Source organism: Oligella sp. HMSC09E12 (assembly GCF_001808505.1).
In the GTDB taxonomy this organism is placed as follows: domain Bacteria; phylum Pseudomonadota; class Gammaproteobacteria; order Burkholderiales; family Burkholderiaceae_B; genus Oligella; species Oligella urethralis.
Genome location: NZ_KV793568.1, coordinates 98,596 through 120,519, shown reverse-complemented (window position 1 = coordinate 120,519; position 21,924 = coordinate 98,596). Strand labels below are relative to the sequence as shown.

Below are 21,924 nucleotides of genomic sequence, written 5' to 3'. Positions count from 1 at the left end.
GCACATAATGATAAAAAACCAGGTAGATTGCGGGCTGGTATCGGGCTTGAAAAATTAGATAGGAGACAAATTAATCATTACCGTTGCGGGGGCAGCACAGTTTTGCTCAGTTCCTAAAGGAGTGGGTGGAGTATGAGCATCCTGTTTCCCATTTAACTTACGCAGCGACAGAATGGTGTTCTATTTAGCCGTAAGCACCCATCAATCCTGCAAGTATTGTAACAAAAATTCATTTTTTTATTAGGCGAGGGCTCATAATTAGGGGCTTTCGCCTAATAAGTGGTGTTTAAAAGCAACAAAATGTTATCAGCTCACACCAGCCCAAACTGCTTTTAAAGCGCCGTGCCTTTAGCATCAAGTGTGTGAGACGAAGTCTAGGCCGTGTTTAGTGAAGCGGGCTGACGTATAATATAAGACTTTATTTTTCTTTGTTTTAAAGGGTTTGTCGTGTCTTATCCAACCTTGCCTTATCCAATCGATTCTTATACACATGGGGCGGAGTTTGCCCGTCGTCTCAGCGGCGATGATATTTTGCTGCTGGATGGGGCGATGGGAACGATGATTCAGACCTACAAACTGGGTGAGCAGGATTTTCGGGGCGAGCGTTTTGCCGATCATCATAAGGATGTCAAGGGTAATAACGAGCTACTTTCTCTGGTGCGTCCAGATATTATCGCTGCCATTCATGAGCAGTATTTAGCGGCTGGCGCAGATATTATCAGTACCAATACCTTTGGTGCGACGCGCGTGGCGCAGGGTGATTATGATTTGCCAGAGATTGCTTATGAGTTGAATAAGGCCTCGGCTGAGTTGGCCAAGGCCGCCGTGTTGAAATACAGCACCCCAGAGCAACCCCGTTTTGTGGCGGGCGCCTTAGGACCGCAGCCTAAGACTGCTTCCATTTCCCCCGATGTGAATGACCCCGGTGCGCGTAATATCACCTTCGACCAATTAAGAGATGCCTATACGGAGCAGCTCCATGGCTTACTTGATGGCGGAATTGATATTGTTTTATTAGAAACAATTTTCGATACGCTGAATGCCAAAGCCGCTATTTTTGCGGTTGAGACGGTGTTTGAAGAACGTGGTGTGCGCTTGCCTGTGATGATTTCCGGTACGGTGACCGATGCTTCTGGTCGTATTCTTTCCGGTCAAACGGTTGAGGCCTTCTGGAACTCCGTGCGCCATGCGCGACCGCTGACCATCGGCTTAAACTGTGCCTTAGGCGCCGCCCTGATGCGCCCTTATGTGGCGGAGCTGGCTAAGATCTGCGGTACCTATATCTGTGTTTATCCTAATGCCGGTCTGCCAAACCCCATGTCTGAAACCGGTTTTGACGAGACGCCCGATGTGACCTCCTCCTTACTTAGGGAGTTTGCAGAGGCGGGCTTTGTTAACGTGGTTGGCGGCTGTTGCGGTACCACACCTGAGCATATTACTGCCATTCGGGAGCAAGTACGTGGTGTGCCGGCACGCAAGGTGCCAGAGATTCCAATTAAGACGCGTTTGTCCGGTTTGGAGCCCTTAAATATTGATGAAGACAGCTTATTTGTCAACGTCGGGGAGCGGACTAACGTAACTGGCTCCAAGGCTTTTTTACGCTTGATTCGCGAGGAGAAATACGACGAAGCCTTAGCGGTGGCGCGCCAGCAGGTGGAAAATGGGGCGCAGATTATTGATATTAATATGGACGAGGCCATGCTAGATGCTAAGCAATGCATGGTGCGTTTTCTGAATCTCATCGCTTCGGAGCCAGATATCTCACGGGTGCCGATTATGATCGATTCTTCCAAATGGGAGGTGATTGAGGCCGGCCTGAAGTGTATTCAAGGCAAAGCGGTCGTTAACTCGATCTCCATGAAAGAGGGGGTGGAGGAGTTTAAAGCGCATGCAAAATTATGTATGCGCTATGGTGCTGCCGTGGTGGTGATGGCATTTGATGAGCAGGGTCAGGCCGATAATTTGCAACGGCGTATCGAGATTTGCGAAAGAGCCTATCGGATCCTGGTTGATGAAGTCGGTTTTGCACCGGAAGATATTATTTTCGACCCCAATGTCTTTGCCATTGCCACCGGGCTGGAAGAGCATAATCGCTACGCCATGGACTTTATCGAAGGGGTGAAGTGGATTCATGAGAATCTGCCGCATGCACGTATTTCCGGCGGTATTTCCAATGTCAGTTTTTCGTTCCGTGGTAATGAAGTGATGCGTGAAGCCATTCATACCGTCTTTTTATACTATGCCATTCGTGAGGGATTGACCATGGGCATTGTTAACGCCGGTATGTTGGGCGTGTATGCCGAGTTGGATCAGCTCACCCGTGATTTGGTTGAGGATGTGATTTTTAATCGCAGTGAGCCGGTAGGTAAAACCGATCCGCATGATACCCGAACTAATACTGAACGTCTGGTGGAGCATGCTGAAAGCGTGCGCGGCAATGTCGTGCGTAAAGAGGAGGATCTGAGTTGGCGTGAAGCGCCAGTGCGTCAGCGCCTGATTCACGCCATGGTTCATGGCATCACAACCTATATTGTTGAAGACACAGAAGAAGTTCGTCAGGAAATTACCAATGCCGGCGGTCGTCCGATTGAGGTGATCGAAGGGCCGTTAATGGACGGCATGAATATTGTGGGTGATTTGTTCGGCGACGGTAAAATGTTCCTACCACAGGTGGTCAAGTCGGCCCGTGTGATGAAGGAAGCAGTGGCGCATTTGGTACCTTTTATTGAGGAGGAAAAGCGCCAGATTGAAGCGGCCGGAGGTGATGTACGCGCCAAGGGTAAAATTGTAATTGCTACGGTCAAGGGCGATGTACACGATATTGGTAAAAATATTGTGGACGTGGTACTGCAGTGTAATAACTTCGACGTGGTGAATATGGGCGTGATGGTACCCGCTGCCGATATTCTTAATAAGGCCAAAGAGGTCAATGCAGATATTGTTGGTCTGTCCGGTCTGATCACCCCCAGTCTTGAGGAAATGCAGTTTGTGGCGGCGGAAATGCAACGCGACCCTTATTTTACGGAGCGCAAAATTCCTTTAATGATTGGCGGTGCTACCACTAGCCGTGTACATACCGCAGTTAAAATCGCCCCGAATTATGAGGGACCAGTGATCTATGTGCCGGATGCCAGCCGTTCGGTGGGTGTTTGTACGGCTCTGGTGTCTGATGACGTGGATAGCTTTGTCGAAAAACTCGACCAGGAATATGAACAGGTGCGTCAGCGTCATGCGAATCGCAAGGCCAATCCTCTGATTTCCATTGAAGAAGCGCGGGCGAATCGGGTTGCCATCGATTGGAGCAATTACACCCCACCTAAGCCGAAGTTTATTGGCCGTCGTGAGATCGTGAATTTTGATTTGGCGGAGATTGTAAAGTACTTTGACTGGGGACCGTTCTTTAATTCGTGGGGGCTTTTCGGTAAGTACCCAGCCATTCTAGAGGATGAGGTCGTGGGCAAAGAGGCGCAAGAGCTATTTGCAAATGCCCAAGTCATGCTTAAAAAAATCATTGACGGTCGCTGGTTGACAGCCAGTGGCGTGGTAGGCTTTTATCCTGCCAATTCGATTAATGATGACGATATTGAGCTGTATACGGATGAGTCTCGTTCTGAGGTACTACTGACTTGGCGCAATCTACGTTCTCAAGGCAAAAAGCGTACTGGTATCGCGAATAAATGCTTAGCGGATTATATTGCCCCTAAGGCGAGCGGTGTCCAAGACTATATTGGCATGTTTGCCGTTACCGGTGGTTTGGGTATTGAAAAGCATGTTGCACGGTTTGAGGCCGAGGGCGATGATTATTCATCGATTATGATTAAGGCGCTAGCCGATCGCTTTGCCGAGGGCTTGGCGGAGGCCTTACACCATCGTGTACGTACCGATCTCTGGGGCTATGTGCCGGATGAGCACTTAGATAATCAAGCCTTGATTGATGAGAAGTATCAAGGCATACGGCCAGCGCCCGGCTATCCGGCATGTCCTGAGCATACGGTCAAAGCGGCAATGTTTGAGGTGCTGGCGCCTGAGCATATCGGTATGCAACTCACTGAGAGTTATGCGATGATTCCAGCTTCTAGTGTGTCCGGTTTTTATTTTAGTCACCCCGAGTCTTCATACTTTAATGTGGGCACCATTGGTGATGATCAGTTGCATGATTATGCTGAACGTTGCAATATCTCTCTTGGACAAGCAAAACGTCAGCTTAGCAGCGTGCTTGAGTAGAGTTTAGCTTTAATCGATAAGGGGGGGTAACATGGCGCGTTTTGGTTCACTCAAACAAAAGGAATTAGGCGATTTTCTGCGTCAGGCGCGAGCTAAGGTGACTCCCGGTATGGCGGGGCTACCCAATTATGGGCGCCGTCGCACGCCGGGACTACGGCGTGAGGAGGTGGCTCAATTAAGCGGCATCAGTGTGACATGGTACACCTGGATTGAGCAGGGTCGTGACTTGAGAGTGTCGGCTGAGGTTTGGTCGGCACTAGCTGATGCGCTGCATTTAAACCCGGTGGAACGAGCCTATTTATTTCAACTCGCTGAGCAAAGTGATCCGGATCGGGAAAAGGCCTCCGCCGGTAGTTTGCCATTGTTCTTGGCGGATTCGGTGCAACAGATAAGCACACCTGCCTATATTCTGGATAGGTATTGGAATATTCTTTATTTTAATCCGCAGTTAGACGATCTGTTTGCTAACTGGCCTAGCTGTCAGGTGGGAAGCGCTGCGAATTTGCTGCGTTTTATTTTCTTAGAGCCCCAGGCGCGCCATATTATCGTCGATTGGGAGGAACGGGCGCGGCGTTCAGTGGCCGAGCTACGTGCTGATATTGCGCCTTTTATGGAAGAAAATGAGGTGCGAGAGTTTCTCGACAGCTTTAGCAGTCTCAGTGAGGAATTTGCTCAGTTTTGGGGGCAGCGTGCGGTGCAAGCCAGAGAGGGTGGCAGTCGCAGCTTTAATCATCCGCAATTAGGTGAATTAAGCTTTGAACAACTCACCTTCAGACTGGCCACGCATCTGGACTATAAATTAGTGATGTTAATTAAGCACTCATAAGCTACCGCTTGAGATAGGACTTGGCACCTCCGTCGCATGCTGTAACATGAGGGGCTAGCTCTTAACTAGGAGCTCCATACCGGTGCCCGCTTTTGAATAAAGGCATCAATGCCTTCGGCCACATCATCCTCCATCATATTTTGTGCCATTACCTCGCTCGCATAGGCATAAGCCTCGGCGAGCGGCATTTCAAGTTGCTGATAAAACATGCGTTTGCCATAACGAACCGCAGCATTGCTTTTGGCGACAATATCATTGACTAAACTCTGTACCCGTGCGTCAAGCTCGGCGGGTGTTACTACGTCATTAATCAGCCCCCACCGTTGAGCGCTGTGGGCATCAATAAAGCGTCCGGTAAAGAGCATTTCAAAGGCTTGCTTAGTTGGTACATTACGACTTAATGGCACCGCCGGGGTAGAGCAAAAGAGACCGACATTGATCCCTGATACGGCAAACTTCGCCGTGTCCGCACTTATCGCTAAATCACACGCCGCCACTAATTGACAACCGGCAGCGGTGGCAATGCCTTGTACCTTAGCAATGACGGGGACTGGCAAAGCACGAATTAGTTGCATTAACTGGCCGCAGTGAGTAAAAAGCTCACGGTAGTAAGTTAAATCGGGTTTGCTGCGCATCTCCTTAAGATCGTGCCCGGCACAAAAAGCTCGACCCTGCGCCTCAATCACCACGCAACGTAGTGTCGTGTCCTCCTGCAAGGGTGCTAAGTAGTCGATTAAAGCCTGTAGTAGCGCCTCGGATAAGGCATTAAACTGATGGGCTCGATTTAGGCTAATGGTGATCACGTCCTCTTCGCGACGGGTGAGGATCAGTGCTTGATCAGCGTTGGGCATATTGTCTCCTGGTGGCTGTTTTTATTTTTATAAGCATAACATTTTCAAAAGCCTAGGGTAAATGTCTGACTGCGGCCAAGGCTGCCTAATTTGGTAGAATAGCCCATCTTTTATGGATTTAGAATGTTGGATGAATTATGCCTAATCAATTAAAGACCCCTACACAACAGGGTGGATGGGCCGAGCTCTTGGGTGGTCGCAATGGTTTAAGAGCGATTGCACTGTGCGGTGGTGTGGCGGTGCATGCGATTAATGTCTATATCGTCACCACGATTATGCCTTCGGTGGTGCGAGATATCGGTGGGATTGATTACTACGCATGGAATACCTCCTTATTTGTGGCGGCATCGATTATCGGCTCTACCGTGGCCGTACGCCTGATGGAGCGCTTGGGTTTGCGTTCTGCCTATTTGCTGAGCATTTTTGTGTTTATCTTGGGTTCTATCTTGGCTGCGCTTGCGCCCAGCATGCCTTTTCTGCTGTGTGGCCGCACTATCCAAGGCTTGGGTGGTGGCGTGATGCTTGGGCTCAGCTATGCTTCGGTGCGCTTGGTCTTTGCAGCACATTTATGGTCCCGTGCTATGGCATTGATCTCAACCATGTGGGGTGTGTCGACCCTAACCGGTCCCGCCGTCGGTGGTTTATTTGCCGAGCACGGTGCCTGGCGCCTAGCACTCTGGTCAACCGTGCCAATCGCCTTGGTTGTAGCTTGCTTGGTGTTAAGCCAAGTGCCCCAGCGAACGGTTGCCATGGACACGCATACAAAAAGCGAGTTGCCTTTGCTTAAGATTCTGTTGTTGAGCCTTTCCGTGATTATTCTGTCCTTGGGCAGTTTAGGCGATTCGTGGTTACTTAGAATAACGGTGTTATTGGCGGTGGGCCTGATTTTGTTTTTTATTGCACGCAGTGACTTAACAGGGGATAAGCCTTTATTTCCGACTGCACTGTATTCTTGGAAGCATCCCGTAGGGGCGTTGTTTGCAGGCGTGCTGTTACTTAGTATGGGGGTGACCACCGAGGTTTTTATCCCGTACTTTTTGGAGAATATTCATGGCCTGCGCCCCTTATTCGCTGGCTATATGGCAGCATCCATGTCTGCAGCGTGGACAGTAGGTACGCTTAGTACGGCATCTAAGTCGAGCCAGACGGTTAATAAGCTACTGTTTTATAGCCCTTTACTTTCCGCTAGCTCTTTATTCATTTTAGGCTTGTTGATGCCGTGGCAAGCACTGAGTAGCGAATGGTCTTTGGTCGGCTTATTAATTATTCCTTTATTTGGTATTGGCTTAGGGGTGGGCATGTCTTGGTCGCATATCTTGGCGCGTATTTTAATGGCCGCCGATAAGGGGCAGGAGAATCAGACCTCGAGTGCCATTACCACGGTGCAATTGTATGCAGTTTCTTTGGGTACGGCCTTGGGTGGCATGATTGTAGCAATGGCAGGTTTTAATCGGGGCGACTTAGCCGGCACGCAATCAGCCTCGGCTGCGTTATTGCTGAGTTTTGCGGTACTGCCTTTGGTGTTTGTGATGCTCTCTAAAGCGGCCCGCACAGGCTTTAAGTAGGCGCTGTGGGAATAGTTACAATTACTTAAGGTTGAATGCTTTAAGCTTTGATAATATGAGAGGATTCAATTACCGGAAGGGTAATTTAAAAGTCTGCGTAATGCTATTTTATGGTTACAAGGATTTCACCATATGAGACTAGGAGAAATAGGATGAAAATCAAATCAATGCGTTTAGGTGGTATGGTTTTAGCAGCGACCTTAGTGGCTGGTTGTGCCACTCAAGGTGGTCAGACAGCAGCGGGTGCTGGTGTGGGTGCTGCCGTGGGGGCTGGTTTGGGCGCACTGATCGGTGATAGCTCCAAAGCGGCTGGTATTGGTGCCGGTATCGGTGCTGTAGCAGGTGGTATTGTTGGTTATAATTGGGATCGTCTGCGTGGCAATATCAACAAAGCCGGCGGTCAAGAGTTAGGTATTACAACGACTCAGATGCCTGACGGTAGTCTCAAGGTGTATATCCCTGAAAATGCTACTTTTGATATCGGTAAATACGATCTTAAGGCGGATTTATATCCCGTCTTAAACCAAGTTGCTGCTGAGATGAATACCCATCAGCAATTGCGTGTGAAGTCCGTTGGTCACACCGATAGCACGGGTTCGGTTTCAATTAACCAGCCACTATCTAATAACCGCGCTTCTGCAGTGACGAATTACTTGGCCAGTCAGGGCGTAGATCAAGGGCGTATGATGGTTGAGGGTCGCGCTGCCAACGATCCAATTGCGTCTAATGATACCGTCGAGGGTCGTCGTATGAACCGTCGTGTTGAATTGTTCTTGTATGCGGTTGAATAAGCGTCGCTGAGTTAATCGCATAATACTAAGCAGAGCCTAGGTGCTCTGCTTTTTTAATGACCGCAAACTATTTCTCCCTGTCGCTGAAAAAAATAACGTTGCTGGATAATGTGCGCTTGAGGGTCAAAACTGCGTTCAGCCAGAAAGCTGCTACCATCCTTGAAGATTAAAACAATGCTTGAGCTACGGGTGCCGTAATCTGGGCTGATAATAAAGGGGCTGCTGAGCAGTTGTTCTAGTTCCTTAGTAATACCAGTTTGTGGTAGTCGCTCCGGTACAGCTTGCTGCGTATCTGCCAAGCGCGCAAATACCTCCTCCGTAAAATCACGAACGAAGCTGCTCTGAGGCTCGTGAAAATCATGAGGGCGAAGTGCTGATACATCCACCTGCGTTAAGCTTTTGCCAAGGGCCTCTGTCTTGGGCCATGGGGTGTATAAATTGGCGTTGGAGAGGGTGTAACTACCCGCTTTGAGGGGGTGTAAATGCTGCTTGTGGGAGCAGGTATCTGGTGCAATAAGGGCGTAATTGCTTAAGTAATAAAGTGCTTTAGCATCACCGAAGATCAGATTAAAGCCATTGTAGCTGTCTAAGGGGCCTTGCTTCTGAAGCCACTGCGCTAAGGGATCTGCACCGTACCAATGCGCTGGATCTGCCGCCTGATGTCGCAGGGCATTAAGTACTAAAGCACCACGACTAGTCGCGGTGCTTTTGAGCGCCATGGGATGGCGAATATTGGTAATTAATGCGGCACCGCCTTGGCGATTCATACCTAACCAGGTACCACCGGCTTCTAAGTCCCGACCGGCAATGATCGTATCGTGATCTGGCCAAATATCGGCATAGGCCGTGGCACGACGGTGAAATTCATCGCGATTAGCCGCTATAAATAATGCAATCTCTTGCTCTGGTTGAAAGCGTAGATAGGCGATGCACATTTAATTAATACAAGACCTAGTGCTTGCCGTCGGCCTTAAGTAGTAGTTGGTAAATTTGATCCTTAAGTACAAGCTTTTCTTTTTTGAGCTTATCAATTTCTAAGTCTGCATGGATGGCCGTAGCCGCATTTTGCTCCATGCGAATGATCTTGTGATCAAGTTCGTTATGCTGATCGAATAGCTTTTCAAAGTGTGCATCTTCTTGGCGAAGCTTAGCGATTAGATCTCGATATTCAGGGAACATATGTTTATATCCTTTATGAAGAGTTAAAAGCCTGAATTGCTGTAGCAATTGTTAAAAACTAGGAAAGCACTGAAATGACTTGCTCAATCACCAGCACCTACCTATATTATCCATGAAAAAGGACTACCTGATGGTCGCTTCTGCCTCATAGTCAAGAATTTCCTGAATGGTGTTGTCAGGATTCATAATGGCCACTTTAGGGCGGTGATTTTTTGCTTCTTCGTCAGTCACATAGACGTAAGACATGATAATCACGACATCACCTTTTTGTACTAAACGAGCGGCGGCGCCATTAAGGCAAATTACACGACTACCGCGCTCGCCCTCAATGACATAGGTTTCTAAACGAGCGCCGTTGTTATTGTTCACAATGGCGACTTTTTCATTGGCTAATAGACCCACAGCATCCATGATGTCGCGATCGATAGTCACGGAGCCGATATAGTTTAAGTCGGCTTCGGTCACCACAGCGCGGTGGATTTTGCTGTTCATCATAATACGCATCATAGTTTTCTCTGATTTAAGTTAATTACTTGGAGCTAAGGTGTGCGCTGAGGGGCTGGTTAAAATCCGGCGTCTTTGCCTTGTATCGAAACCTGTCGCCGATACTCGGGCTTAATCAAGCATTGATTTAAAGCGGCGGCTAAACTGTCGCTTGATATTGCTCGTTAAACCGCTCTGGTACGGCTTCTCGGGCAAGTAAAACTGCCCCAGCGCTGATGGATAAAGCGTGATATTGTAAGGCATTCATTATACAAATGTTTTTAAAAGCTTGCTTAAAAAGCTAAAATAACCACAGTTCGAGATTTTTACTGTTTTTGATTAGGATGTATTATGCAAATTAGTGAGGATAACATCACCCTTATACGCCCAGACGATTGGCATCTGCACTTAAGAGATGGTGAGGCATTGGCTCATGTGGTGGCAGACACCGCTAAGCAGATTAAACGCGCTGTGATTATGCCGAATCTGGTACCACCGGTCACCACCACGGCGCAGGCGCAAGCCTATCATCAGCGTATTATGCAGGCCTTAGCAGACTCCCCAGAGGCGCAGGCGGATCCCTCCTTATTAGGCTTTGAGCCCTTGATGACGCTGTATTTGACAGATAACACCGCCGCCGAGGAGATTGTTCGGGCTAAGGCCTCTGGCTTAGTTTACGCAGTCAAGCTGTACCCAGCCGGCGCCACTACCAATTCTGACGCTGGCGTGACCGATCTGTTGGGGAATTGCTCTGCGGTGTTGGAACAGATGCAGCAACTCGGGATGCCATTATTAGTGCACGGTGAGGTCACCGATCCGACGATTGATGTATTTGATCGCGAGGCGGTCTTTATTGATCGGGTGATGCTGCCTTTGCGTCAACGCTTTCCTGAGTTAAAGGTGGTGTTTGAGCATATTACAACCAAAGAGGGGGCGCACTATGTGCGGGATGCAGAGGGGCCAGTAGCCGCCACGATCACGCCGCAACACCTACTGTATAACCGCAATGCTATTTTTACTAATGGTTTGCAGCCACATTATTACTGTCTGCCAGTTTTAAAGCGTGAGGTGCATCGACAAGCGCTGGTAGAAGCGGCGACTAGCGGTTCAGGACGCTTTTTTATGGGCACCGACAGTGCGCCCCATGCGCGCGGTCTGAAGGAGCAGAGTGGTGGTTGTGCGGGTTGTTATTCGGCGCTGCATGCCCTGGAGCTTTATGCGCAGGCATTTGATATGGCCGGCAAACTTGAGCAGTTAGAGGGATTCACCAGTCTCTATGGTGCGGATTTTTACGGTTTAGCTCGTAATACCGAGACCATTAGCTTAAAGCGTCAAGCCTTTGAAGTGCCGACGTATCTACCCTATGTTAATGGTGACACCCTCGTGCCATTGGCTGCAGGTACCACCTTAAACTGGACCTTTGAAGCTTAACAACTCGTTCTCGGAGTAGTAAATGACAGCAGATGCGAAGCGCATGGTGGATTTGCAGCAGGCAGCGGCGGTGGATGCCTATTTTTATCAGCATTTAATTGCCCAAGATAGTTTATTGGCGGAGGTGTTGGAGCGCTCAAAGCAGCACCCGATCCCTTTTGTTCATGTGTCACCTACACAGGGTAAGTTATTAAAGCTCTTAGTGCAGATGATGGCCGCCAAGCGGGTCTTAGAGATTGGTACCTTAGCCGCTTATAGCACCATTTGGATGGGTTTGGCATTGCCCGAGGACGGTAAAATCATCACCTTAGATTATGATGCAAAGCATGTGACGATTGCGCGTGACAATATTGCATTTGCGGGAATGAGCGATAAAATCGAGGTACTTGAGGGGCCCGCAGCCGATACCTTGCAGCGTCTAATCGATGAGGGCTGTGAACCCTTTGATTTTGTGTTTATTGATGCTGATAAGGGGAATAATCCACGTTATTTGGAGCTGTGTTTACAGCTGTCGCGACCGGGGACGGTGATTATCGGGGATAATGTCGTGCGTCATGGTAAGGTAATCGATGAAAACGCACGCGGGTCTAATATCAAGGGGCTACGTAGCTTTTTTGAGTTGATGAGTCAGCATCCGCAGCTTGATGCGACCGCCATACAGACGGTGGGTGCAAAGAGCTGGGATGGCTTTTCAATGGCTATTGTGAAATAAGCGCATAGGCCATCGCTTAGTTGCTCGTTTTGCTCTCAAGCAATTCCCAACGTTCAAATAGCGTGTCCAGTTCATCGCTTAGTTGTAGCAACTCCTCTTGAATGGCTTGTGCTTTGGCTGAGCCCTCGGCATAGGTATCCGGGTGGCTCAGTTGCTCTGATAATCGGGCTTGCTTAGCCTCAAGTGCTGCAATTTTTTCGGGTAGTTGGTCAAGCTCTTTTTGTTCCCAAGGGCTGATGCGATTGCTGCGTGCGCTGCGTGGCTTAGGCGCTTCCTTGGGTTTGTCTTTAGCTAGCTCAGCCTGAGTGCTTGGCTGCGTCTTGGCTTTATCTTTGCTCGCTGCGGTGGCTCTGGCGGCAGCGCTTTGCTCCAACCAGTCCTCATAGCCGCCCACGTAGTCGCGCCAATGACCATCACCCTCATAAGCAATGGTTTGTGTCATTACATTATCCAAAAAGCTGCGGTCATGACTAACGAGTAGGACGGTGCCATTAAAGTCCTGAATCAGCTCCTCTAGTAGCTCTAGGGTTTCAATATCTAAGTCATTGGTGGGTTCATCCATGACTAAGACATTGGCGGGGCGTGCAAAGAGTCGCGCCATCAGGAGACGCGCTCGCTCGCCACCGGAGAGGCTGCTAACTGGAGATTGCGCACGTGCCGGTGGGAATAAAAAATCACCTAAGTAGCTCATCACATGCTGGCGCTTATCGCCAATCTCAACCCATTCGCTACCAGGATTGATCACTTCGGTGAGCTTGGCATTTTCATCTAATTGCTCACGCATTTGGTCAAAGTAGGCGATATTAAGATTGGTGCCGAGCTTTACCGTGCCTGCGGTGGGCTCTAAACGGCCCAAGATGATTTTGAGGAGGGTGGTTTTACCGACACCGTTGGGACCGATTAGGCCGATACGGTCACCGCGCAAAATCGTGGTGCTATAGTCCTTGATCACTTCCTTGTCACCAAAACGATGCGAGATATGCTCTAATTCGGCAACGATTTTGCCGGAGCGATCGCCGGCATCAATGGCAAAGTTCACCTTGCCTTGTACTTCGCGGCGAGCCTGACGCTCGACTCTAAGTGCCTTAAGGCGACGGACCCGACCCTCGTTACGCGTACGTCTTGCCTCAATGCCTTTGCGAATCCAGACTTCCTCCTGCGCTAGAAACTTATCAAAACGCTCTTGCGCCTTGGCTTCGGCAGCGAGCCACTCGGCTTTATGTTCCTGCCAGCGACTAAAGTTACCAGGAAAACTCAATAATTGACCGCGGTCCAACTCAACAATGCGATTAGTGACATTATCCAAAAAGCGACGGTCGTGAGTAATGATCATGCAGCTGATGCCGCTACTTTTAAGCTGTTGTTCTAACCAGGCAATGCCTTCAAAGTCTAGATGGTTTGTCGGTTCATCCAGCAGCAGTAGGTCCGCTTGTTCAACAATGGCGCGCGCTAAGGCAATACGCTTACGGGTGCCGCCCGATAAGCCAGCAATTTTAGCTTCGGGGTTGAGACCTAATTCATCAATAATCGCCTCGGCGCGGGAGGGCTTGGCCCAATCCTCGGTCGCTAAGTAATCACCAGCAATCGTATCAAGTACGGTTTTATCAGGATCTAAGTCCGGCTCTTGCTCTACCGTGATGACCTTAAGGCCACCTTGGCGTTGGATCTCGCCATCATCAGCTTCGCTACGACCATCAATTAAACGCAGCAAGGAAGACTTACCGGCGCCATTGCGACCGATTAAGCCGATGCGCTCGCCTTCAGCAATGATCAAGTCGGCCTGGTCTAGCAGCGCATGATGACCATAGGATAGGCTGACGTTGATAAGGGAAATAAGGGCTTGTCCTGACATAAAGCGATGTATAAACAGTAAAAATTGCACAAAAGAAGCTAATATTATAGAGGAACTGCCATGTTTGCGTTAAAAACCAGGTCTTGCGCTGTGTGGCGTTGTTAGCCTGAGTTGTTGGAGCCATAGATGATAAGAGCATTTTTTATAAAGAGTTTAGTCTGCTTTTTAGCATTCCTTAGTGGCACTGTTTATGCCCAAAGCATCCGCTTTGACTTGTTTGATAATAAGGGTCCCGTGAGTCATGAAAGTTATCCGGGTAAGTACTTGCTTATGGCGATTGGCTACACCTCCTGCCCTGATATTTGCCCAACCACGCTTTATGAATTCGGTGCCGTCATGCGCGCGATTAAAAATCCGGATGCCATTCAGCCATTATTTGTGACGATTGATCCGACGAATGACGAGGTAAATCGCTTAAATGCTTATACTGGCTTTTTTGCCAATGCGGGCGGCCATGTGGCTTTGTTTGACTTTGAGAAAAGCAAGGAAGCCACGCATTTTACAGTTGACTTTTCCCCACGCGAGTTCCGCACCGGTTGGCTAGAAACCACCCTGATATTGGGCGGTGATAAGGCCTTGCAGTTTCAGTCCTTTGATGACCCGAAGGATAAGACCTTAATTGAGCTACCAGCTGCTGTGGCGGATATGTGGGTGAGTGGCGATAGTAAAACACTTTATCTGACGCTCGAGGATGGTGAGCCGCAAGTGTTGCGCTATGATATTCGTCGCCGAGAGCCATTAGCGCCATTGTTGATTCATGGTGTGATTAAAGGCGCCGCTTTGCGTATGGGCAGTACCAATAGCGTTTGCCACTAGCGATAGGCTAAAAAAATACAAATACGCCTGGTTTGCGCTTGGAACTTCCTTGGATGCGATAGAATCTAAACCGAGGGCAAGTTGGGCAATCGCGTGCTTATAAGTACGAGGAAGGTCCGGACTCCATAGGACAGAGTAGCGGCTAACAGCCGTCCATGCCTTTGGCATGAGGAATAGGGCCACAGAGACGAGACTGTTATGAGGGCTTAAGCAATTAGGCACACAGGTGGCGACTTCCACTTGTTGATATAGTGCATTGAGTTGCATTGTAGAAGCATAGCAGGGTGAAACGCGGTAACCTCTACTCGGAGCAACATCAAATAGGCGTACGTACTGCGTCAAGCAGCTAAGGGCGGTCCGTCCGAGTATGCGGGTAGATGGCAAGAGCTTGTTAGTAATAACAAGCCTAGATGAATGATTGCCAACGATTTATCGTTTACAGAATCCGGCCTATAGACTTGCCCCTCCTTTCTTTTTTCGCAGATTCCCACTCGGCCACGCTAATTGTCATAGAAAAGCAAGTGATTGCGATTGCTGTTGACCCTTGGCGCCCACTTCGATGATGAAAAACCACTGTTTTAGTATGGTTTATGCCACTTACATTTACTTTCTTAGATAACTAGTTGAGATTTAAATAAATTATCCCTGCCATGGCAGGGTTTTTTTTGCGCCTAAAAGCATGATTTTGCTTGAAAAAAATAGAAAAATGTCATAAAGTGGAGTAAAAGGGTTATGAAGTGGTATTAAGTGGGATACAAAGATTAAAAGTGGGATAGGGTAGTGATTTTCCAAGGGAACCATCCATTAACGATAGACGCGAAGGGCAGGATCATGATCCCAGCCCGGTACCGTGACGTCTTATTGGAGGGTGCCAAGGGAGAATTAACCTTCACTTGTAATTTTGACGGCGGTTTATTGGTCTATCCACGGGCTCAATGGGAGTCCAAATTGGAAGAGATTATGCGCTTACCCGCTAATCGCGCTTCAGTTAAGAGAACCCTGCTCGGTAACGCGTTTGACGTGGATATTGATAAGGCGGGACGGGTCTTGATCCCAGCACAGCTCCGTGAACGAGCGAGCTTGGATAAGGAGGTGGTGTTGGTAGGTATGGGTCGTCATTTTGACCTATGGGATGCCGCGAAGTATGAGGCATTAGTAGCAGTCGATTTAGAGGCCGGTCTACCAGATGATCTCGATGACTTCTCACTATAAGAGCTAGCGATGAGTCAGGATTTCAGCCACACCACCGTTTTGCTGCATGCTACGGTCAACGCTTTAGTAGACCCGCACTTCAATGCGAAGTCCAAAGCTGTGCATTCTCCACTGCCCGCACAGCAGAAAGACGGCGTTTTTGTTGACGGGACTTTTGGTCGAGGTGGTCATAGCCGTTATTTGCTTAGCCATTTAAGCCCTAAAGCGAAGTTATTCGTGTTTGATAAGGATCCCGCAGCGATTGAAGTGGCGGCAGCGTTACGAGCTGAGGATCCGCGTGTGATTGTTGTGCATGATGCATTTTCTAGCATGGCTGAGGTATTGGCTGCGCATGGAATTGGCAAAGTGCAGGGCATCATGATGGATTTAGGGGTGTCTTCACCGCAATTAGATGACGCTGCCCGCGGTTTTTCATTTATGCGTGACGGCCCCTTGGATATGAGAATGGATACCAGTCGCGGCATCACAGCCGCCGAATGGTTAAATGCCGCCTCATTCGATGAAATTAGAGGAGTGATAAAAGACTATGGCGAAGAACGGTATGCTTTCCAGATTGCAAAGAAGATTGTTGATCGCCGGCAATCCGGCCCATTTCGTAGTACGCTCGAGCTCGCCCAGCTCGTCGCTAGCGTCGTCAAGTCGCGCGAAAAGGGTCACCACCCGGCAACTCGCACCTTTCAAGCTATACGGATTCACATCAACCAAGAACATGAGGAGCTTTCACGCAGCCTCGCGTCAGTGCTAGATTTGTTGGATGTGGGTGGGCGTTTGGCGGTCATCAGCTTTCATTCACTGGAAGATAGGCCGGTGAAGCAAGCAATTGCCCAAGCCTCCACCTTAGATCCGGCGTTGGCCAAGTTGCCACTGCGTGAGACGGAGTTGCCTGCAGCGCGTCTAATCAATCTTGGCAAGGTGCAAGCCTCCGCCGAGGAGATTAAGCATAATCCGCGCTCGCGTTCGGCGATGTTACGGGTGGCAGAGCGTACTGCCGCTGAATAAGGGCTAAGGCGTTGGCATGTTAAGAGTATTGATTTTCGGTTTAATCGCTTTTTTTATTTATAGCGCGATCGAGTTGGTAAGTGCACGTTATGAACAACGGCAGCAATTTACTCAAATTGAACGCGCGACTCGGGTTGAGCGTGAGCTGGAAACGCAATGGCGATTTTTGGAGTTGGAACGAGCGCAATTAACTAGCTCCATGAATATTCGCAGTGAGATCGAAGAAAAGCTGAAAAAGATGCATTCGCCCCAAGTGAATGAAATTATTTACATCAAAGAGTCTGAGCTTAGTCCCATTAGCGAAGTTGGTTCAGAATAGGTAAAAAAATGAAATTAAAAAAAGTTTTACAACATATTCAGCGTTCAAAAAGTCGCAATACGCGCGGCTATAAGCCCCAACTTCGCTTTTTTAATGAGCCGGTGATCGAGAATAAACTGCCTAAATGGCGCAGTTTGTGTATTCTTGGGCTGTTTGTCGGTGGCTTTACCATCGTTTTGGGACAGGCTTTTTATCATCAAATCTACAATAACGACTTTTTACGTGCCGAGGGTGAAAAGCGTTTTGAGGTGAATCAGACCTTGCCGGCCAATCGTGGTCGTATTGAAGACCGCAATGGTGTCTTTTTGGCCACCAGTGTGCCGGTGCGTGCGGTGTGGATTATTCCCGAGGAATTGCAACGAGCCACGCCCGAACAATTTAAGTTTTTAGCTGAGTCGGTTGATTTATCCGTGGCCAGTGTTAAAGAGCGCATGGAAAATCATATGGGTAAGACCTTTGTTTATCTAAAGCGCCAAGTGCCGATGGATAAGGCAGAGAGCTTGCGCGAGCAAAAGTTGCCCGGCGTGTATTTTTTACCTGAGGTTAAGCGCTCCTATCCTCAAGGGCCAATTACTGCCCATTTGGTTGGTTTTACCAATATCGAAAATAACGGTATTGAAGGGATTGAAAAGCATTATGAATCCCGTCTAAGCGGCGTTGATGGTAACCGTACCGTACTGCGCGATCGTCTGGGACGAGTGATTCAGGACGTTTATGCGCAATCACCAGCGCAAGATGGGGAAAATGTCAGACTCACCATTGATAGTCAAATTCAGTATTTAAGCTACCAAGCACTAGAAAAAGCGGTCAAACATCACGCAGCGGATTCCGGTGGGGCGGTCGTCATCGATACCCAAACGGGTGAAATTTTAAGTATGGTCAGTTACCCGAGTTACGATCCAAATGATCGCTCGGCGCGTAAGGGTGCGCTACTTAGAAATCGGGCAGTGACGGATGTGTTTGAGCCAGGCTCAATTATCAAGCCTTTGGTGGCGGCATTAGCATTGGATGCTAAAGCGATTTCTTTAAACACAAAGTTTGCGACTGGTAACGGTAGTTATCGCTATCAGGGCCATACCATTACTGACGTTAGCCGTTATAACGGTACCTTGGATGTGGCGGGTGTGATTCGCCGCTCCAGTAATATTGGTATGACCATGATTGCTGAGCGTTTACGCGCTGAGCAAATGTGGACGGTCTTTAAAGCCTTGGGTTTTGGTACTGCGCCAGAAATTGGTTTCCCTGGCATTGCCACTGGTAATTTAAGACCGTGGGAGCGTTGGCGTTTGATTGAAAAAGCCACCATGTCCTATGGTTATGGTGTCTCTACCTCCTTGCTGCAAATCGCCCATGCCTATACCACCTTGGCGCGCGATGGCGATATGGTTTCTTTATCTTTAATTCGTAGTGAGAAACCAGCCAAGAGTGTACAAATTTTTAGTAAAGAAACGGCCAGAAATGTACGTCGCATGCTAGAGGAAACCGCCGGTCCTAATGGTTCGAAAATTCAGGCGATGGTCGAGGGCTATCGCATTGGTGGTAAGTCCGGTACCGCACGTAAAATTGTTAACGGTAAATATAGCCGCAGTGACTATCGTGGTTCCTTTGTTGCGGTGGCACCGATTTCCAATCCACGCATTGTGGTGGCAGTCACGGTGGATAATCCACGTAAAGCAGGCTATTTCGGTACTCTAATTGCTGGTCCTGCGACGGGTGAAATTATCAGTGGTACCTTAAAGTATTTAAGTGTGCCACCAGATCTTAATGTCGTCCCTACCTTAGAGGCAAATAATAGCAAGGCAACAGCTGCATCCGCTCGCAATCCGCGCGGATAATTATCACGCAACAGTGCAGGAAGTGTTATGCAAGAGCAAACTAAAGAAATTACGGCGATTGTGCAATGGCTACGTCAACATACCGAAAGCCGAGCCGACCTCAAACTTGATTCCAGAGACATCCGAGCGGGGGATGTCTTTGTTGCATCTAAGGGCTTGCATAGTGATGGTGCACAATTTATCCCAGCGGCAATTGATAATGGAGCGGCAGCAATTTTAGTTGATGCCGCTTCAACGCATGTGGCCGAGGCGCTAAGCGAAGCGGCTAGCGCAGTGCCGCTGTTGACAGTAGACCATCTGAAAGGCTTATTGGGCAAGCTAGCGGATGAATGGTACGGACGTCCATCAGAGTCAGTCAAAGTCGTTGCGATTACCGGTACAAATGGTAAAACCTCATGCGCCAGCTGGGTAGCTCAAGCCTTAAATTTAAATAATACACCGTGTGCCACTATCGGTACCTTGGGCGTGATATTACCAGATGGTAGAAACCTAGGCGGCTCCTTAACCACACCGGATGTGCTCAGTCTGCATCGTATATTGGCCTATTTGCGGGACCAAGAGATTTTCACGGTGGCCATGGAAGCTTCCTCTATTGGTCTAGAACAGGGTCGTATGGACGGCATACGCATTGATATTGCTGGATTTACTAATTTAAGTTTAGACCATTTGGACTACCATCAGAGCATGGCTGAGTACGAAGAGGCCAAGGCGATTTTATTTACTTGGCCCGATTTAAAGTTGGCTGTACTGAATGCCAATGATGAGGCTGGTTTGCGTTTGGCGAAGCGCTCAGTGGCTGCCAAGACCTTAACTTACTCGCTTGATGTGGATTCTGCTGCTGATATCCGTGCTTTGCATTACACCTTCCATGACTATGGTTTGTCCTTTATGCTGCACACGGCTCAAGGTGATACGCAAATTTTAAGTCGCTTAGTGGGCGAGCATAATATTTCTAATTTATTGTTAACCGTTGGTATTTTAGAAGGGCTGGGCTGGGGTTTAAGCCGTATTAGCAGAACACTGAGTCAGCTAGAAGCGGTTGCTGGCCGTTTGGAAACGGTCGAACCACTAGTGAATACACAAAATAAACCACTGGTGGTGGTGGACTATGCGCACAGCCCCGATGCCCTCAAGCGGGCACTAGAAGCAATACGCCCTAATGCAGCGGCGCGTGATGGGCGCTTGATTTGTGTGTTTGGTTGTGGTGGCGATAGAGATCGTACCAAGCGCCCAGTGATGGCTGAGATTGCTGAGCAACTAAGTGATTTAGTTTATATCACCAGTGATAATCCGCGCACTGAGGACCCGCATCGGATTTTAGACGAGATTGTGGCTGGTCTTTCTTCGCCATCGGCAGCGAAGTTAGCCATGGTAGAAAGACACCGAGATTACTCCATTCTCTATGCGATTTTGCACGCTGCGCCTGAGGATGTGATTTTGATCACCGGGAAAGGCCATGAGGATTATCAGGAAGTGCATGGCGTGCGTCATTACTTCGATGATCGCCAATGGGCTAGTCTAGGCTTGTTGATGCGTGATGCCTTGGATATTAGTACCGATACGCGTCAATTACAGCCAGGGCAGTTTTTTGTGGCCTTAAAGGGTGAGAATTTTGATGCCCATCGCTTATTGGCTGAGGCTCAAGCTAAAAAGGCTCTAGCCGCTTTAGTCTCCAGTCCTGATAAGCATATCAGCTTGCTGCAAATTCAGGTCCACGATACCCAAGAGGCATTGATGACCATGAGTAAGGCATGGCGCAGTTTATTTAGCTTGCCGGTGATTGCAGTGACGGGCAGTAATGGCAAAACGACCACCAAGGAAATGATCGCGGTCGTTTTAAAAGCAGCCTATGCTGATAATTACCTAGCCACCGAGGGAAATTTAAATAACCATATCGGCGTGCCACTTAGCTTATTAAGACTGCGTGCTACACAGCAAATGGCGGTTTTTGAGTTGGGCATGAATCACCCTGGGGAAATTGCTGTGTTGGCGGATTTGTGCCGACCTACGGTGGCGGTTTTAACCAATGCACAGCGTGAGCATCAGGAGTTTATGCAAAGTGTGGAGGCCGTCGCTCAAGAAAACGCCTCAGTGTTTGCGTATTTGGCCACGGGTGGCGTGGCGGTTTATCCGGCGGCCACTGAGTACACCGCTTTGTGGGATGAATTAAGTCGCCATCGTCAAGCCTTGCGTTTTGCGATTGCAGCGCCGACAGCAGAAATTTACGCCACCGATTTGCAACCACAAAACGCTGGTATTGATTTTGTCTTGCATGCGCATGACAGTAGTACTGAAATTAGTCTACAAATCCCGGGTGAGCATAATGTGAGTAATGCGCTTGCTGCCGCAGGGGCTTGCTTAGCAGCGGGTGTGCCAGTGGCTCAAATAAAGCAGGGCTTGGAAAGTTTTGCTCCGGTCAGTGGACGCTTACAAAACTATGTGCTTAAAAATGGCACGCACTTAATTGATGATAGTTATAATGCTAATCCAGATTCTGTGCGCGCGGCGATAGATGTGCTAAGTGCTTTACCTAGCCCAAGGCTGTTGGTCTTAGGTGATATGGGCGAGGTGGGACCTGAAGGACCGCAAATGCACCGTGAAGTGGGTGCTTATGCCAAGCAAAAAGGTATTGAGTATTTGTTGACTTTTGGTGCCGCGACTGAGGCAAGCAGTCAAGCCTTTGCTGAGGGCGCTCAGCATTTTACGGAGCTGCCAGACTTACTCAAGGCCTTGGCTGAATTAGCGCCAGCAGCTGTATTAGTAAAGGGTTCTCGTTCGATGCGTATGGAGCGCGTGGTGCAGGATTTACTAGATAAACAGGAATAATAA

17 protein-coding genes, 1 other RNA gene and 1 riboswitch are annotated in these 21,924 nt (G+C 48.8%); of the genes, 13 read left to right on the top strand and 5 right to left on the bottom strand.

Annotated features, from left to right (window positions below; genetic code table 11):
* Positions 1–14: 14 nt before the first annotated feature.
* Positions 15–217: riboswitch (cobalamin riboswitch) on the bottom strand.
* Positions 218–447: 230 nt separating this feature from the next.
* Together metH and HMPREF3179_RS04675 are read left to right on the top strand one after the other, a co-directional pair.
* Positions 448–4,224, top strand: a complete 3,777-nt coding sequence (metH, locus tag HMPREF3179_RS04680) for a methionine synthase (protein WP_018026518.1) — start codon at positions 448–450, stop codon at positions 4,222–4,224.
* A 31-nt stretch (positions 4,225–4,255) separates the two neighbouring features.
* Positions 4,256–5,050 (top strand): helix-turn-helix transcriptional regulator, encoded by a 795-nt coding sequence (locus HMPREF3179_RS04675; RefSeq protein ID WP_018026519.1) that lies wholly within the window; start codon positions 4,256–4,258, stop codon positions 5,048–5,050.
* A 65-nt stretch (positions 5,051–5,115) separates the two neighbouring features.
* On the opposite strand, the gene HMPREF3179_RS04670 is transcribed toward HMPREF3179_RS04675, so the two are convergent.
* Positions 5,116–5,901, bottom strand: a complete 786-nt coding sequence (locus tag HMPREF3179_RS04670) for an enoyl-CoA hydratase (protein ID WP_036557317.1) — start codon at positions 5,899–5,901, stop codon at positions 5,116–5,118.
* Positions 5,902–6,038: 137 nt separating this feature from the next.
* Here HMPREF3179_RS04670 and HMPREF3179_RS04665 point away from each other — a divergent pair, with 137 nt between their 5' ends.
* Both HMPREF3179_RS04665 and HMPREF3179_RS04660 read left to right on the top strand, forming a co-directional pair.
* Positions 6,039–7,466 carry an MFS transporter gene (locus HMPREF3179_RS04665; RefSeq protein WP_070469867.1) on the top strand — a complete coding sequence of 476 codons (1,428 nt, stop codon included), beginning with the start codon at positions 6,039–6,041 and terminating at the stop codon, positions 7,464–7,466.
* A gap of 152 nt (positions 7,467–7,618) precedes the next feature.
* A complete protein-coding gene (locus HMPREF3179_RS04660; RefSeq protein ID WP_070469866.1) occupies positions 7,619–8,257 on the top strand; it encodes a YiaD family glycine zipper/OmpA-like lipoprotein in 639 nt (212 codons plus the stop codon).
* A 53-nt stretch (positions 8,258–8,310) separates the two neighbouring features.
* Here HMPREF3179_RS04660 and HMPREF3179_RS04655 read toward each other — a convergent pair whose 3' ends face one another.
* The 3 genes from HMPREF3179_RS04655 to panD all read right to left on the bottom strand — a co-directional run bounded on the left by HMPREF3179_RS04655 (position 8,311) and on the right by panD (position 9,943).
* Positions 8,311–9,192 carry an NRDE family protein gene (locus tag HMPREF3179_RS04655; RefSeq protein WP_070469865.1) on the bottom strand — a complete coding sequence of 294 codons (882 nt, stop codon included), beginning with the start codon at positions 9,190–9,192 and terminating at the stop codon, positions 8,311–8,313.
* A 16-nt stretch (positions 9,193–9,208) separates the two neighbouring features.
* Positions 9,209–9,436: an HP1242/YdcH family protein gene (locus HMPREF3179_RS04650; protein WP_018026524.1), complete on the bottom strand. Its 228-nt coding sequence runs from the start codon at positions 9,434–9,436 to the stop codon at positions 9,209–9,211.
* Between the two features lie 123 nt (positions 9,437–9,559).
* Positions 9,560–9,943 (bottom strand): aspartate 1-decarboxylase, encoded by a 384-nt coding sequence (gene panD, locus HMPREF3179_RS04645; RefSeq protein WP_018026525.1) that lies wholly within the window; start codon positions 9,941–9,943, stop codon positions 9,560–9,562.
* 327 nt (positions 9,944–10,270) lie between these two features.
* On the opposite strand from panD, the gene pyrC reads away from it, so the two are divergent.
* Positions 10,271–11,350 carry a dihydroorotase gene (gene pyrC / locus HMPREF3179_RS04640; RefSeq protein WP_070469864.1) on the top strand — a complete coding sequence of 360 codons (1,080 nt, stop codon included), beginning with the start codon at positions 10,271–10,273 and terminating at the stop codon, positions 11,348–11,350.
* A 22-nt stretch (positions 11,351–11,372) separates the two neighbouring features.
* The gene (locus tag HMPREF3179_RS04635; protein WP_083290692.1) at positions 11,373–12,062 is read left to right on the top strand and encodes an O-methyltransferase; all 690 of its coding nucleotides are present in this window, start codon (positions 11,373–11,375) and stop codon (positions 12,060–12,062) included.
* Between the two features lie 16 nt (positions 12,063–12,078).
* Here HMPREF3179_RS04635 and HMPREF3179_RS04630 read toward each other — a convergent pair whose 3' ends face one another.
* Complete coding sequence (locus HMPREF3179_RS04630) at positions 12,079–13,914, bottom strand: ATP-binding cassette domain-containing protein (protein ID WP_070469863.1); 1,836 nt, start codon at positions 13,912–13,914, stop codon at positions 12,079–12,081.
* A 126-nt stretch (positions 13,915–14,040) separates the two neighbouring features.
* Between HMPREF3179_RS04630 and HMPREF3179_RS04625 the strand changes: the two genes are divergently transcribed.
* The 7 genes from HMPREF3179_RS04625 (at position 14,041) to murF (ending at position 21,921) form a co-directional block, all read left to right on the top strand.
* A complete protein-coding gene (locus HMPREF3179_RS04625; protein ID WP_070469862.1) occupies positions 14,041–14,730 on the top strand; it encodes an SCO family protein in 690 nt (229 codons plus the stop codon).
* A 73-nt stretch (positions 14,731–14,803) separates the two neighbouring features.
* Positions 14,804–15,199, top strand: an RNA gene (rnpB, locus tag HMPREF3179_RS04620) — RNase P RNA component class A.
* Positions 15,200–15,513: 314 nt separating this feature from the next.
* Positions 15,514–15,942: a division/cell wall cluster transcriptional repressor MraZ gene (gene mraZ / locus HMPREF3179_RS04615; protein ID WP_026156842.1), complete on the top strand. Its 429-nt coding sequence runs from the start codon at positions 15,514–15,516 to the stop codon at positions 15,940–15,942.
* 9 nt (positions 15,943–15,951) lie between these two features.
* A complete protein-coding gene (gene rsmH, locus HMPREF3179_RS04610; protein ID WP_070469861.1) occupies positions 15,952–16,941 on the top strand; it encodes a 16S rRNA (cytosine(1402)-N(4))-methyltransferase RsmH in 990 nt (329 codons plus the stop codon).
* Positions 16,942–16,957: 16 nt separating this feature from the next.
* Positions 16,958–17,260: a cell division protein FtsL gene (gene ftsL / locus HMPREF3179_RS04605; protein ID WP_018026534.1), complete on the top strand. Its 303-nt coding sequence runs from the start codon at positions 16,958–16,960 to the stop codon at positions 17,258–17,260.
* An 8-nt stretch (positions 17,261–17,268) separates the two neighbouring features.
* Positions 17,269–19,095, top strand: coding sequence for a peptidoglycan D,D-transpeptidase FtsI family protein (locus tag HMPREF3179_RS04600; protein WP_018026535.1), 1,827 nt, complete (start codon positions 17,269–17,271; stop codon positions 19,093–19,095).
* Positions 19,096–19,122: 27 nt separating this feature from the next.
* Positions 19,123–21,921 (top strand): bifunctional UDP-N-acetylmuramoyl-L-alanyl-D-glutamate--2,6-diaminopimelate ligase MurE/UDP-N-acetylmuramoyl-tripeptide--D-alanyl-D-alanine ligase MurF, encoded by a 2,799-nt coding sequence (gene murF, locus HMPREF3179_RS04595; RefSeq protein WP_018026536.1) that lies wholly within the window; start codon positions 19,123–19,125, stop codon positions 21,919–21,921.
* Positions 21,922–21,924 lie beyond the last annotated feature (3 nt).

Coding starts and splice junctions, on each gene's coding strand:
- HMPREF3179_RS04675 (WP_018026519.1), top strand. CDS start 4,256: ATGGCGCGTTTTGGTTCACTCAAACAAAAGGAATTAGGCGATTTTCTG.
- HMPREF3179_RS04670 (WP_036557317.1), bottom strand. CDS start 5,901: ATGCCCAACGCTGATCAAGCACTGATCCTCACCCGTCGCGAAGAGGAC.
- HMPREF3179_RS04665 (WP_070469867.1), top strand. CDS start 6,039: ATGCCTAATCAATTAAAGACCCCTACACAACAGGGTGGATGGGCCGAG.
- HMPREF3179_RS04660 (WP_070469866.1), top strand. CDS start 7,619: ATGAAAATCAAATCAATGCGTTTAGGTGGTATGGTTTTAGCAGCGACC.
- HMPREF3179_RS04655 (WP_070469865.1), bottom strand. CDS start 9,192: ATGTGCATCGCCTATCTACGCTTTCAACCAGAGCAAGAGATTGCATTA.
- HMPREF3179_RS04650 (WP_018026524.1), bottom strand. CDS start 9,436: ATGTTCCCTGAATATCGAGATCTAATCGCTAAGCTTCGCCAAGAAGAT.
- panD (WP_018026525.1), bottom strand. CDS start 9,943: ATGATGCGTATTATGATGAACAGCAAAATCCACCGCGCTGTGGTGACC.
- pyrC (WP_070469864.1), top strand. CDS start 10,271: ATGCAAATTAGTGAGGATAACATCACCCTTATACGCCCAGACGATTGG.
- HMPREF3179_RS04635 (WP_083290692.1), top strand. CDS start 11,373: ATGACAGCAGATGCGAAGCGCATGGTGGATTTGCAGCAGGCAGCGGCG.
- HMPREF3179_RS04630 (WP_070469863.1), bottom strand. CDS start 13,914: ATGTCAGGACAAGCCCTTATTTCCCTTATCAACGTCAGCCTATCCTAT.
- HMPREF3179_RS04625 (WP_070469862.1), top strand. CDS start 14,041: ATGATAAGAGCATTTTTTATAAAGAGTTTAGTCTGCTTTTTAGCATTC.
- rsmH (WP_070469861.1), top strand. CDS start 15,952: ATGAGTCAGGATTTCAGCCACACCACCGTTTTGCTGCATGCTACGGTC.
- ftsL (WP_018026534.1), top strand. CDS start 16,958: ATGTTAAGAGTATTGATTTTCGGTTTAATCGCTTTTTTTATTTATAGC.
- HMPREF3179_RS04600 (WP_018026535.1), top strand. CDS start 17,269: ATGAAATTAAAAAAAGTTTTACAACATATTCAGCGTTCAAAAAGTCGC.
- murF (WP_018026536.1), top strand. CDS start 19,123: ATGCAAGAGCAAACTAAAGAAATTACGGCGATTGTGCAATGGCTACGT.